General features: G+C 63.2%; 14 protein-coding genes. 6 read left to right on the forward strand and 8 right to left on the reverse strand.

The window, feature by feature from the left end:
- The first annotated feature begins 270 nt into the window (after window positions 1-270).
- From G6N64_RS01900 to G6N64_RS01910, 3 genes are all read left to right on the forward strand, one after another.
- Window positions 271-468 (forward strand): helix-turn-helix transcriptional regulator, encoded by a 198-nt coding sequence (locus tag G6N64_RS01900; protein ID WP_078316144.1) that lies wholly within the window; start codon window positions 271-273, stop codon window positions 466-468.
- Window positions 469-602: 134 nt separating this feature from the next.
- Window positions 603-2,171: an AICE element replication initiation protein gene (locus G6N64_RS01905; RefSeq protein WP_237569052.1), complete on the forward strand. Its 1,569-nt coding sequence runs from the start codon at window positions 603-605 to the stop codon at window positions 2,169-2,171.
- Window positions 2,172-2,246: 75 nt separating this feature from the next.
- Window positions 2,247-2,705: a transposase gene (locus tag G6N64_RS01910; RefSeq protein WP_372481193.1), complete on the forward strand. Its 459-nt coding sequence runs from the start codon at window positions 2,247-2,249 to the stop codon at window positions 2,703-2,705.
- Window positions 2,706-2,737: 32 nt separating this feature from the next.
- Here G6N64_RS01910 and G6N64_RS01915 read toward each other — a convergent pair whose 3' ends face one another.
- Together G6N64_RS01915 and G6N64_RS01920 are read right to left on the reverse strand one after the other, a co-directional pair.
- The gene (locus tag G6N64_RS01915) at window positions 2,738-3,631 is read right to left on the reverse strand and encodes a hypothetical protein (RefSeq protein ID WP_163795376.1); all 894 of its coding nucleotides are present in this window, start codon (window positions 3,629-3,631) and stop codon (window positions 2,738-2,740) included.
- Window positions 3,632-4,171: 540 nt separating this feature from the next.
- A complete protein-coding gene (locus tag G6N64_RS01920) occupies window positions 4,172-4,858 on the reverse strand; it encodes a TetR/AcrR family transcriptional regulator (protein ID WP_163795377.1) in 687 nt (228 codons plus the stop codon).
- A gap of 102 nt (window positions 4,859-4,960) precedes the next feature.
- On the opposite strand from G6N64_RS01920, the gene G6N64_RS01925 reads away from it, so the two are divergent.
- The 3 genes from G6N64_RS01925 (at window position 4,961) to G6N64_RS01935 (ending at window position 6,656) form a co-directional block, all read left to right on the forward strand.
- The gene (locus tag G6N64_RS01925; protein ID WP_163801367.1) at window positions 4,961-5,473 is read left to right on the forward strand and encodes a PaaI family thioesterase; all 513 of its coding nucleotides are present in this window, start codon (window positions 4,961-4,963) and stop codon (window positions 5,471-5,473) included.
- Window positions 5,470-6,141: a TetR family transcriptional regulator gene (locus G6N64_RS01930; RefSeq protein ID WP_163795378.1), complete on the forward strand. Its 672-nt coding sequence runs from the start codon at window positions 5,470-5,472 to the stop codon at window positions 6,139-6,141. The genes G6N64_RS01925 and G6N64_RS01930 overlap by 4 nt, the downstream gene beginning before the upstream one ends.
- Window positions 6,142-6,218: 77 nt before the next feature.
- Entirely contained in the window at window positions 6,219-6,656 is a 438-nt protein-coding gene (locus G6N64_RS01935; RefSeq protein WP_163795379.1) for a DUF6188 family protein, read from the forward strand.
- Window positions 6,657-6,731: 75 nt separating this feature from the next.
- Here G6N64_RS01935 and G6N64_RS01940 read toward each other — a convergent pair whose 3' ends face one another.
- From G6N64_RS01940 to G6N64_RS01965, 6 genes are all read right to left on the reverse strand, one after another.
- A complete protein-coding gene (locus G6N64_RS01940; protein WP_163795380.1) occupies window positions 6,732-7,781 on the reverse strand; it encodes an LLM class flavin-dependent oxidoreductase in 1,050 nt (349 codons plus the stop codon).
- The gene (locus G6N64_RS01945) at window positions 7,778-8,374 is read right to left on the reverse strand and encodes a TetR/AcrR family transcriptional regulator (RefSeq protein ID WP_163801368.1); all 597 of its coding nucleotides are present in this window, start codon (window positions 8,372-8,374) and stop codon (window positions 7,778-7,780) included. The genes G6N64_RS01940 and G6N64_RS01945 overlap by 4 nt, the downstream gene beginning before the upstream one ends.
- A gap of 239 nt (window positions 8,375-8,613) precedes the next feature.
- Window positions 8,614-9,153, reverse strand: coding sequence for a PaaI family thioesterase (locus G6N64_RS01950; protein ID WP_163795381.1), 540 nt, complete (start codon window positions 9,151-9,153; stop codon window positions 8,614-8,616).
- A 181-nt stretch (window positions 9,154-9,334) separates the two neighbouring features.
- Window positions 9,335-9,997, reverse strand: coding sequence for a transglutaminase-like domain-containing protein (locus G6N64_RS01955; RefSeq protein ID WP_011895428.1), 663 nt, complete (start codon window positions 9,995-9,997; stop codon window positions 9,335-9,337).
- A 10-nt stretch (window positions 9,998-10,007) separates the two neighbouring features.
- The gene (locus tag G6N64_RS01960; RefSeq protein WP_011895429.1) at window positions 10,008-11,093 is read right to left on the reverse strand and encodes a BtrH N-terminal domain-containing protein; all 1,086 of its coding nucleotides are present in this window, start codon (window positions 11,091-11,093) and stop codon (window positions 10,008-10,010) included.
- 389 nt (window positions 11,094-11,482) lie between these two features.
- Window positions 11,483-12,589, reverse strand: a complete 1,107-nt coding sequence (locus tag G6N64_RS01965) for an NDMA-dependent alcohol dehydrogenase (RefSeq protein ID WP_163795382.1) — start codon at window positions 12,587-12,589, stop codon at window positions 11,483-11,485.
- Window positions 12,590-12,607: the final 18 nt, after the last annotated feature.

Genomic DNA, 12,607 nt, shown 5'->3' on the forward strand with positions numbered 1-12,607 from the left:
ACCGGGCCAACCACCGGCGTCCCCTACCACTGCGCGCGGAAGGGCTTCCGTCTGATCGACGCCACCTGTCCTCGACGCCCGCGCGGCGGTTTCGTCGCTGCATGTGAGCCACCTCCCTTGGTGCCCAGTTTCACATCGACTACCGACAGCCGACGAAACCGTTCGGCTGGAGTCAATTTGCAAGTGATCTGCAGGGTAGTGGTGGACAAATACGGGGCGCCACCACCAGCGTTGGATTCGTTGACAGAACACACCTTTGAGGAGCATCAGATGGATCTACTGAACGCGAAACAGGTTTCGGAAATCATCGGCGTCCCCGTCGGGACCCTGCGCTACTGGCGCCACTGCGATATCGGGCCTGCCAGTTTTGCCTTGGGCCGCCGCGTCGTCTACCGCCGCGACGAGGTGCTGCGGTGGATCTCGGAGCAAGAAATTGCAACTCGGCGTGGAGGCGGCGACGCCGCGTGAGATCCGCAATTGAGAAAGACCCCGGGTCCTAGCCGAGGTCTTTCATTCGAACCACCCGATCGCTCAACCGGAGGACTCCTCATGAGAATAACCTGCCATGCCCGCCTTCAGAAGCTTCGTAGGCGGGAAAAGCATTGAGTGCCAGGGCCGAGACCGACAAAAAGTCCGTTGCCGTTCGGCTGGTGGAGATGGCCCAAGAGCGATATTGCCTCGGCGTCTCCGAGGACGGTGAACCCTTCGGCGCCGAACGCACGCGGCCGCACCTGGCGATGCTGCTACGCGCCGGCAAGGCCGGCCTGCGAGCCGAACTCGCCTCGCGCTACTTCCGCGACACCGGCACTGTCGCCGTCGGCCAGGCACTCACTGACGCCACGTTGATCCTCGAAGGCATGGCCGCCATCAAGGCTCCGGAGAAGTTGTATCTGCGCGTCGCAGAACTGGACGGTATCAACTACATCGATACTGGACGACCTGACGGCAAGGTGATCCGCATCGGCCAGGGACGGTGGACTGTCACCGATTCCGCCCCGGTTCGTTTCTTGCGAAGCAAGCTGACGGCCGCGATGCCACTGCCGTCGGTGGGTGATTTGGATCGACTGTGGGATTTCGTCAACATCAACGTCGAGGACCGACCCGTCCTCCTCGCGGTGCTCGTCGCCGCGCTCGTCCAGTGCGATGTCCCGCATCCTGTGTTGGCACTCTTCGCCGAACAGGGCAGCGCCAAGAGCACGACGACGCGCATGCTGGTCGATCTGATCGATCCCTCCCCCGTCCCGTTGCGCCAAGCGCCGCGCGACGCTGACTCTTGGGTGACCGCGGCATCCGGGTCATGGGTAGTCGCCCTCGACAATCTGTCCACCATCCCGCCGTGGCTGTCGGACTCGCTGTGCCGCGCCGCCACGGGCGACGGCAACGTCAAACGAGCGTTGTACACCGACGCCGACCTAGCGGTCATCAAGTTCCGTCGGTGCGTCATCATCAACGGCATCGACGTCGGCGCTGTGCGACCCGACCTTGCAGAACGACTGGCGACGGTCGAGCTGCGACGCATTGATCGCCACATGCGACAACCGGAGGCCACGATGCGACAACAGTGGCGCACGGCTCTACCAGGCATTCTGAGTGGGCTGCTCGATCTGGCCGCCTTAGTCCATCAACGCCTCGAGACCATCTCGGTCGATGTGTCGCCACGGATGGCGGACTTCAGTCGCACGCTGGCGGCCGTCGATGAGTTTCTGTCGACCAATGGCTTCCGTCGTTACTTGTCGCGCGCCAGCCAACTCTCCGAAGACAGTCTGTCCGCCGACCCGTTCATTGAACGGCTGCGCCAACACATCGAGGAGCCAATCATCGCGGGATCCGGAGCGGACCTGCTTGCGGCAGTCACACCGGCCGGCGACACCTGGCGCAGGCCGAAGGAGCGGCCCAGGAACGGTCGGGACGTCACAGCGCTTCTGAAACGGCACGCGCCCGCGCTTCGAAGCCTTGGCTGGGTGATCGAGGACGATGGCGCGCGGAATCACCGGAATGTGCTGCTGTGGACCGTTTACCCGCCCGCCAAAGATGTGTCGGCAGATCAAGCCTCGCAACCCTCGCGTCCCTCGCTGCTGCGGGGTAGCCGCGGCGGGCTGGGCAACGCGGATATCGCGCCGGACTCAGTTCCTGAGGAGCCTGTCGAAGACCTGTCCATAGAAGCCTCCTGAGTCACCGTCCGCCAGCACACAATGCGGTGTGTTGTCGGTGCCGGCGAGCATCATCGGAGATGGAACCGGGAGGCGATGGTCGTGAGTCTCGAAGACGATGTGAAGAAACTGGCCGACGCGGCAGTTGCGGATTGGCCCGACATCCAGTTCTCCGGGGACTTCGACAGAGCAATCAGGGACCTCTACCGATCGCACTTGCAATTCCCGCCATCCTGGCCCCAGGAGGACTGCGACGAGTACATCGCAGAGAACGCGGACATGGCCGCGACTCGTTTGATCACCACGCTTGACGACGTGATCGACACCGTTGTTGATGGCTATGAACGCCAACACGGGATCCGACCCCACCACGACGACGCAAGCGAAATGATCAAGGCCAAGCGTCGATCGGCAATTCACGAGCTGGAGTGGGACATCGAGGACCTCGCAGCCGAACTCGCCGGATGGTCCATTCATAGCCTCGGTCGTGCCGTCGCGAGTATGACCGGATGCAGTCCTGCCAGCCGAAGACACCGCCGGCGTAGGACACGCTGACCGACTGCTGCCTGGTGCGTGGGCGGGACTGCTCACCAACTACGCAGCGGGTGTACGACTTTTGCGAGTTCTCTCGCGGCGGTCAGTGTTGGGCGATTCAGGTTCTTGAGTCGAGCTTGTTCTGTCATGCGTGCTAGCAACGCGTGCAGCGCCTCGTCGTTCTCGAGCATGATCCCGACGGCATCGAGCGGCTCGATGGGTGCCGGCTCCGGCCCTGTGGACTCCGCAGTCGGCTTGGAGGAGTCAACGGGTTTTCGCACCTCGACCACTCGTATGGGTGACCCGTAGCGCTCTGCGGCCGTACGTGCCGCCGAGGCGTCACGTCGGCATGTGTCGGAGCAGTACAGCCGACGACGTCCGCGTCGCGGCCCGTCGTCGATATCAAGCATCACTGCCTCGCAGCGGACACACCGAGTTGGGTCGTAGGAACCGGCGCCGTTGTCGTCACCGCTGGCTGAACGTCGAGCGGCGTTGTCGGACAGCGGGTCTCTGCTCTCGAAGTCCCCGCCTTGCGGTGCGGAGCGAGCAGACCGCGTACCCGCACCCGAGATGCCCGCCATCCCGCGTCCTCCCTCGTCTGCGGTGCGAGCCCTGCGCAGCGCGGCTTTGATCTCGCGAACATCGACATCGACGAGCGCAGCAATCTTGGCCAAAGTCTCGCCCCGGTCCCTCATCTGCTCGACGGCAGCCTGCAGGCCGGCGAGATAACCTGCACGCCTCTTAGCCCCCTCTGCGCGGACACGCTCCTGCGCCTGATCGAGTCGCACCCGTTCCCATGTGTCGACAGACTCGACTCGGTGCAGCGTGAGTCGGATCGTCGCGGCGGCGTCGGCATTGGCGCGCTCCCGCCGAGCCCTTTCCTCGTTCAATCTGCGCTGCGCTTCACGGGCTCGGTACCGCGCGCGGAGCTTCTCATTCGAGTTCATACCGAGAACATAGAAACGTGCGGACGAATCGGTCCACGACCAGAGCCACATTCGCGATGACGAACGTCCGTACTCCGCATCTTCACTCCCCCGAGCCTGTCGACTTAGTTCAGCGTTCCAGCCGACTAACCCTGCATGCCATGCCTCTGCTCGGAGCGTCTCCCCGACGTGCTCAACGACGAGATCCACACACCTCTTGCATTTCGGGGCTACCACGCTCACATATCGACGGACGATATTCGCCACATGGGTCGTGGCGCAGACGCTCCGCGTCGCCGGGGCGCGACGCATGTGGGGTTCGCCGAGACGAGTCGCGGACGGCGGGGCGACGCGTTGGCAAGGTCCGTTCGGACGCTGACGTGGTGTGCGTGGCATTGCGGGAGTGGAAGTGATTGCGAAGCCTGATGCGGCCCAGGGTGCATCGGCGTTCGGGATGACACGAGCATTTCTCCGCTAACATCGCGGACGCCCCTAGAGCGAAGGTAAAACAGCACGAGGCACAGCCGGCTGGGAGGTGTGGATTCCGTTGTGGCTAGTGAGCTAGGCCCGCGGGGCGGCCCGTCCTCTTGGTGGCGGATTCGCCCCCGTGCTGGCGTCGCCGTCGGTCTTGCGGTGGGCGGCGAGAAAGTCATCGACCAGGTTCGCGCAGTCGTCGTGTGTGATGGTGCGAATCCCGGTCATCCGGGCGAAGGCGAGTGGCCCGACGAGCTGACAGATCGCCAGTTCCCGGTCGCAATGTGCGAGTTCGGCCTGCGCTCTCGGGCTGGTGAGTATGGCGTCAAACGGCTGTCGGTATTGGTTAACGACTCGGGTCCGTAGCGCCCCGGATGTGTGGCGCTCATCCACTTCGTTGCTGGAGCCGGTGGGTCCTAGCGAGAGCCACGCGAGTGTCGTGACATGCAGCGGCGCGTCGTTGAACAGGGCGGCTTGGCGGCTGAGCAATTCGAGCAGCTGGTCGCGGATGGGTCCATTGGTCGGTACCGGAGTCGTCACCTGTGGAAGTAGGCGTTCGAACGTGGCTGCGAGTAGATGCGAAGAACTCTGAAAATGCCGGTACAGCGTTGTTCTGGCCACTTTGGACGCCTTGGTGACGGCATCAATGGTGACTGCTTCCACCCCACCGGTGCTCAATAGCGTTGCCGCGGCATCCAGCAGCCGGGTGCGTGACCGGATGAGCCGAGGGTCCACGTCGTCGTCAGGGACTGGCACTGACTGACTGTCGCTCACTCATTCACCTCGGCGGTCGATCTTCACGCGATGCTGTCACGGCAGTCTAGCAGTGTGGTACTAACGGTAGCGGAGCGAAACCGACCGTATTGGAGCGTGATGGTGCCCGAAGGCGTGTTGCCGCCAGAGCGGCTGCCCTCGCACACCACGACGTGCATGGGTTGCGGCCCGGACAACCCCCACGGACTGCAGTTGGTGGTGCATCGCAGCGGCGACGCGGTGTACACCGATGTGACGTTCGACGAGCGCCATGTCGGAGCACCGGGGCTGGCTCACGGCGGCGCAATCGCTGCCGCGTGTGATGACGTCCTGGGCTTCACGTTGTGGATCGCCGGCACCCCGGCAGTGACGCGCACGCTCACTTTGGAGTATCTACGGCCGGTGCCGCTCCATCGGCCCCACCGGATTACTGCTTACATCGTCTCTCATGAAGGACGGGCGTTGCATGTCACGGCGACAGGTACGGGTGAGGGTGGGATCGCCCACTTCACCGCCAATGCAGTGTTCGTCGCAGTCAGCCCTGAGCACTTCGCCGCACACGGCGATGTCAGCGCTTTCGCTCAACTTCTAGAGCACTTCTCGCGCCGGGGTGGCCTCGGCGACGGGCCATCATGACCCTCCCCCAGACACGCAGCCACAGCGGAGCCCGGCCGTCGGGAGACGATCCAGTCGCTGTCGATAAGCGGAGCGCCGTAGCGCCGCGTTCCCGCGCCTCCGCACGGCGCCGGGAAATGATCCTGGATGCGGCACTATCGGTTGCCGCGTCGGGTGGTTACGAGGCAGTCCAAATGCGGGCGGTCGCCGCGCGGGTCGGCATCGCGGTCGGCACGCTCTACCGCTACTACCCGGCGAAAACCCACTTGCTGGTCGCAGGGCTGACACGTGAGTTCCGTCGACTGGACTCAGCCTTCGACTGGGCGAGCGTTGACGGCACACCGCTGGAACGGCTCGAACGCCTAACCGGACATCTCCACGACCGCTGGCAGAGCAATCCCTCGCTGACAGCAGCCATGACACGGGCCTTCGCCATCGCAGACACCAGTGCCGCCGCGGAACTCGACCGTGCCGCCGCCGAGATCCAGGTCCTGCTGGCGCGCACGCTCAAGGGGGGCGAGCCCACCCCCACCAATCTGCACGTCGCGGGGGTCATCTCCGACATCTGGTTGGCCAACCTCGTGACCTTCAGCGGCCACCGCGCGTCAGCTGCCGATACCCGCGACCGTATCGACCGCGCGACCAGGCGTGTCGTAACCAGCGTCTTTACGATCAGCGCGGAACATTAACGATACTTATAGTATCGCAGCGCTACTTGCAGTACTCTTTTGAGATACGGCTCAACGATGCGTCGAAAGAGATTGCCATGTACACCCAGTGGATCGAGAACCTCGTCGTGCAGCGCCTCTCGGTGCGAGATGGCCTGGTTTTGGACTTCGATGACTACAACGAAATCGTCATCTCCTGCCCCCTGTTGTTGACCCTGCCTGCCGTCGGCACCTACCCCGTCGAGGCGGTGCGGATCGACCCCCTCAGGATCGCCACCCACGAACGTCCACTGCTAAACCTCGCTGGCGCGGTGTGCACGCAGGCCTGGTCCAGCGACGATGGAGGGCTACACCTGAGCTTCTCGCGCGGGCACCGCATCGATGTCGACCCCGACGCGGAACAGACAGCGTGGGAGCTCTATGGCATGCGCCACGGCTACATGGCGTGCCTGCCTCGGGGCCGGTTACGCGTGGTCCGCCATGACCTCCCCGACAACGATGACGCGGACATCGTCAACAGCGGCGCGCAACCATAGGCACGGTCGACGCGCCAGACGCTGAAGGCGGATGCGGACGTGGGGACGGGTCGGGCTTCGGCAGCAATGCGTGGATCAGGTTGAACGTGGACCGGACTGCCCTGGCGACATTGAGGGGGGCGAACATTCCCGGATGATGCTGTCGAGGTTTTGCTGCACGCGCTCCGGAGCGATGCCAACCGATGGTGAATACAGCATGATGTGGTCGAGGACGCCGTCGTAGCGTCTCAGTTGTTCTCGGACGTGGTGTGCCGTCCCGGCGACGCCCATGGTGTCGATCATCTCCTCCGACACCGCGGCGAACATCGCCGGGAAATCGCGCTGGGCGAATGCTTCCCGGATGGTTCGGCCCTCGCTGGCGAATCCGTTCACATCGAGTACCGTCTCGTACGATTTGACCGAGGAGTAGAACGCAATCTGCTGCGCCAGTTCGCGTCTGGCAACCTCGGCGTCGTCGTGGATGGCGCACATCACCATGGAAATGATTTCCACGTCATTGGGGTCGCGGCCCGTGTGCGCGGCACCCCGGGCGATAGCGGGCCGGACGATCTCCTCGACGTAGGTGGTCGTGAACAGGGGATGTCCGGCCAGGCCGTCGGCCACCCGCCCCGCCGCCTCGCACATCCGGGCCCGGACACCGGCAGTGACGATCGGGATCGGCCGGCTGGGGGGTCCCACGTCGCCGGTCGGGGTGAGATTCATTCTGTAGAAACGGCCCTCGTGATGGATGGGGCCTTCATGCAGGTTCCAGATCCGGCGCAGCAGCATCACGAGTTCTTCCATCCGCAGCGCGGGTGCGGAAGTGTCGGGCACGCCGTGCCAGTCGCTCATCATCCGTTTGGTGCCGTTGCCGATGCCGAGCACCAGCCGTCCTTCGGAGAGTTCGTCGAGATCACGCGCCTCGGTGGCCAGCACCAGCGGGCTTCGGCCGACGCCGTAGAGAATGGAGGAACCGATCCGGCAGTTCTGTGTGCTGTTGGCCATCGCGGCCATGGAGATCGATCCGGACCGGGAGTAGAACTCCGAGGCCCATACGGCGTCGAACCCGGCCGCGTCGGCGGCCTGGGCGGTCTGGGCCAGTGACTTCAAATCCGCGCCGAGAACCGACAGGCCGTAGGTGCTCATGACTGGTCTCCTGTGCGCGGGCGCAGGCCGTCCAACATGACGGCGCTGAGGGTGCTGGCGACCACCGTCTCGTCGAGGTGGTTCCCCGTCACCAGATACATGAGTGCGTTGATGGTGACCGCACCGAACAGCGCAATGGACGTCGATCGTGCATCAGGCTGGGCGACGAGGGATCCGTCGCGGGCTCCTTCGACGAGCAGGGTCTCGACGGGTTGTTGGTAGGCGGTATTGATCATCTCGGCGATGGCCGGCATGCGGGCCGCTCGTCCCAGTTCGCCGATGAGTGCACGGCAAACGGCTGGCCGCTGCGCCATTGCCCGCAGTTGTGCGCGGATGACGAGTTCGAGGCGTTCGGCACCGGAGCCGTCGGTGTGCACGATCGTGGTCACGGCATCGGAGATGTCCTTGAGGAGGTCTTCGAGCAGGAAGGCAAGGATGTCTTCTTTGCCGGCGAAGTAGTAGTACAGCGTCGCCTCCGGGACGCCGGTCACCGCGGCGACGTCTTCGAAATTCGAGTCGTTGGGCCCCTTTTCGGCGGACAAGTCCGCCGAGGCGGGATGACGGTCACATATTTGAGATGGAGTATCGTGCATCGGCCTATCCAGTTCACTGAGTTCAGACTCGCAGTCTAAATGCTCGTTTCTCGTCACGGTAGGAGGTCATCATGGTCACACGAATCTCTCACTGACCCGCCAAAGTCCGGGGGAACAAAGCCGTTCAGACATCTCCTCATCTGGCGTGCGATACCAACCGTGAGAAATGATGCCTATCTCGGCTCGGCTAGGCGGGCAGTGCTAAGTGCGCTGTTCCTTCTTCGAAAAGACCACCGCCATCAAGGATGACGGTTTCCCATCGCCTCGCGCGAGTCGTCGTTTTCCCCATTGCGTGCCGGAGAGGCCTTGCCCGCGGCATCGGTGAAGTGCGCAAGCGTAACGACCACGAATAACCCGTCCGCGGAGGCCACTAGCTTCTGGGTGGTTTCCTCCCTCAGTTCTGCCCTGACTTCGAGTCTTCGGCCGGTCCGAGACACGAGGTCCGCGCCGACCAAATACGGCGTATGAAGCAGCACCGGCGCAAAGAAATCGGTGTTCAGTTTGCGGGTGACGGCCATCTCACCGACGACGTAGAGCAGCATCCCCACCATGTCGTCGAGAACTGTAATGACCGCGCCGCCATGCGCGATCCCGGGTGCGCCGCGATGTCGGCCATCGAAGACATGCCTGGCAATCACCCCGTTGCCACGCCGACGCGCTCGCAGGCCATGACCGTGTGGATTGTCTTTGCCGCAGCCTAGGCACCACGGGTGGTGCTGCTGGAGATCGTCGCCATCCTCGACAACTGCACGACTCTTGAAATCGTGCCACCACGCCACTGCCGAATCTTCATTCGCTTGCTCGTCGATATGGAACTCCTAACCACCAGAACAAATTACAGTCGTCACCATGGACTCACATTGGTGGCGGCGCCGGCCATGCGCGTAGATGCGAGAGCGCCTATCGTCGACCAAATCGCACTGACCGTGTTTCGGTGTATCGCGATTTCGTCATAGACCCTCACTGCGAAAAGGCGTCGCGCTCGGGGGCGGACTTTTGCATGAGCGGCCCGTACCGGTTATGCAACTCGGTGACGATGTCAGTAAAGGGGAGGTCGTGGTACCAGCCGCGGTCGTTGAGATACTCCATGTGTTTGCTTCCCTCGCCGTCGTGGGCATGAAGAAGCGCATCGCTGTGGCCGTCGAAGTCGATCGGAGGTACACCGAATCGCGCGCAGAGTTCGGCGTTGAACGCCGGCGTCGCCTTCACCCAACGGTCGTTGAGTCGTAGTTCGCTGTATCCGTGGTAAACGAATAAGTCGGTGCCCCCCATCCGGGCACGCAACGTGGGGGTCTGCAGATGATTCCGCACATCTGCGAATCCCAGCCGGGCGGGAATGCCTGCCGCGCGAGCTGCCGCGGTCAGCAGCACCGCCTTCGGTACGCAATACGCTTTCGACGCCGTCGCTACATAGCTCGCCCGATAATGCTCGGGGTCGTCGTCTGTGCTGTAGGGGTCGTACCAAATCCTGTCTCGCACCGCGGCGAAGATCAACCTTGCCTTCTCCACAGGGGCACGGGCGTCACCCACCGCTTCGTCGGTGAAACGCTGAACATCGTCGTGCTGCCAATCCAGGAATTCCGATGTCTCTAAGAACGTGGAATCACTCGGAATTTCGCTCATACAGTGCCTTTCAGTTGGATTCGATGTCGATCTCAACGGCGCTGACCGATCGACTGGCTTTTTCGAGGGCTTCGACGAGACGCACCTCTGCCTCCGGGATCATGGCGGCGACATCGGCCGTGGCTAGGCTCCTGCTTCGCAGCGGGGCATCGACGTTCGTGGCAGCTGCCGCGAGCGCAGACCACGCCTCGGAAGCGTGTTTAGCCGCCGCAGCAGCGTCGGCAGCGGCCGCGTCATGAAGTTGATCGGCGATGCTCTGGCAACCCTGCGCCTGCAACGTACGAAAGAGTCCACCACCGGTGCCGGCTTTCTCGATGAACGCTCCGAGGCCGAACAGTGCTGCGGCGAGTGCATCGTCGTCGAACAGCGTTGGCCAACGACGCAAGTCAGCGGCGAAGTCATGCACGCCGTTCAACCCCGATGATTCGACGTCAGCCGCCTCGACGCGCAGTAGCGGCGCGCCCGCGGCGTCACCTCGCATGAACGCTGCGCTCGCAGCGAGCGCGGCGCCCGCAATCGGACGAAGGTCGGGCATTTGGTCCGGCCAGTCGACGTGATAGGTGGTGTGTCGGGTTGGCGTAGGGAACCCGACTGACGAACGTGCTCGCCGTAGAGCGTCATAGGGAACCAGTTGGGTCGTGTCGCGGTCATTGTCGACTACGTAGGCCACGCGTTGTTCGTCGTCATATCCGACGATGACGATGTCGTGGCGGCTCATCTGCAGTCGGACGCGCAGATAGGGAAGTTCGCCGATGTCCGCCCACACCATGACCGGCCGGCCCTCGTCGATTTCATCGGTCACAAATGCCCATCCCTCGTGTGGGTCATCGGTGGATTGCACGACGAAGTTGGCGCCGACCCGGGTGAGGTAATCGCGCTCCAGGTCGCTTCCTCGTCCGACCAGGTACACCTGGGGAAACAACTGTGCAGATCGGACGTACGAGAAGTCTAGGGCTCCGCCGAGGGCGAAGACCAGTCCTTCACTCAATGCCTCGGTGCCCCAACCGAGTTCGGCCCATTCACTGAGGTCACGAAGCGCACCGGAGCCGCAATGCCCTCCCATTCTATGCCGATAGGGAATCTGAACTTTCGCCATAGCCGCCTCCTTGCGCATCTTATTGGCACTGTAAACCTCTGCAGGAGTTCGCATCACCAGGCGGTTGCCCGAGTACCGCAGGCGTGAAACTCGGGTAGCAGGCGCGGAACACTCCAACGCTTTGACGGCGTGCCACCGGTCCGCCGACCAGATCGAGTGTTCACGGTCCTCGACATCATGTGTGGATCGACAGTCGCGGCGCGAAGATCAGTAACTGCGAGAATCCTCGGCCGAACACACTGACCGCGTACGGCTGTGGATACACGATGTTCACCCCGTTGGCTCCGCACTGAGGCGGCACGCGAGAAAGCCACTCGACGACACCTGTCCGACCGTTGCACCGAGCGTGCAAACTGCAGCTCCTTCCGCCCCCGGATTGTTCTCCTGTATCAGAATCGGATGAGTCCTCTGATGTTGCGGCCTGATCGCATGTCGTCGTAGCCCTCATTGATCTCATCGAGGGTGTACTCACGGGTGATCAGCTCGTCGAGTTTGAGTTGTCCGGAGTTGTAGAGTTCGACGAGCCGCGGGATGTCGTGGGCGGCGTTGGACGAGCCGTAGAGGGCACCGCGAATCTGCTTTTCATACAGCGTTAATTCCAGCAGCGAGCCCGACATCGATGTGTCTTCGGGGTGTCCGATCGCGGTAATGACCACACGGCCGCGTTTACCGACCAGTGATAGCGCCTCAGCGGTGTAGGCCCCTTCGGCGACGTCGGTGGTCAAGACGCAGACGTCGGCGAGTTTGCCACGGGTGATGTCGCTGATCAGTGACCAGGCCTCATCGATGGTGGCAACGGCATGCGTCGCGCCGAAACCGCCAGCTTGTTCGCGCTTGAACTCCACTGGGTCGACAGCCACGATGGTCAACGCGCCAGCGATGCGGGCGCCTTGGATCGCATTCATGCCGATGCCGCCGGCGCCGATCACGACCACGGTGTCCCCGGCGCGCACTTCACCGGTGCGTACCGCCGAGCCGTAACCGGTCGTGACACCGCAACCAATCAAGGCCGCCTTGTCCAGCGGTGTCCCGTGGTCAACCTTGACCAAGGAGGCCTTCGGCACCACGGTGTATTCCGAGAACGTGCCCAGCAAGCACATCTGGCCGACATCCTCACCGCGGGCATGGAAGCGGTAGGTGCCGTCGATCTGTGGTCCCATCATGATCGCCGCGCCCATGTCGCACAGGTTCCCCATCCCGCGCGCGCAGTAGGAGCAGTGCCCGCAGGACGGCAGGAATGTGAGGATGACCGAATCGCCGACGGCGAGGTCCTCGACACCTGCACCCACCTCCACCGCGGTGCCGGCGCCTTCATGACCACCGACTACGGGCAGCGGAAACGGCAGATCACCGGTCACGAGGTGTTCGTCTGAATGGCACAACCCGCTCGCGGTCAACTGGACCAGCACTTCATCCACACCGGGAGGATCCAACTCGATCTCGTCGACCTCCCACTTCTCTCCCAGTCCCCAGAGCACTGCGGCGCGCGTCTTCATGTGTGTCTCCTCAACGTC

It is taken from the genome of Mycolicibacterium sediminis (assembly GCF_010731735.1).
GTDB lineage: Bacteria > Actinomycetota > Actinomycetes > Mycobacteriales > Mycobacteriaceae > Mycobacterium > Mycobacterium sediminis.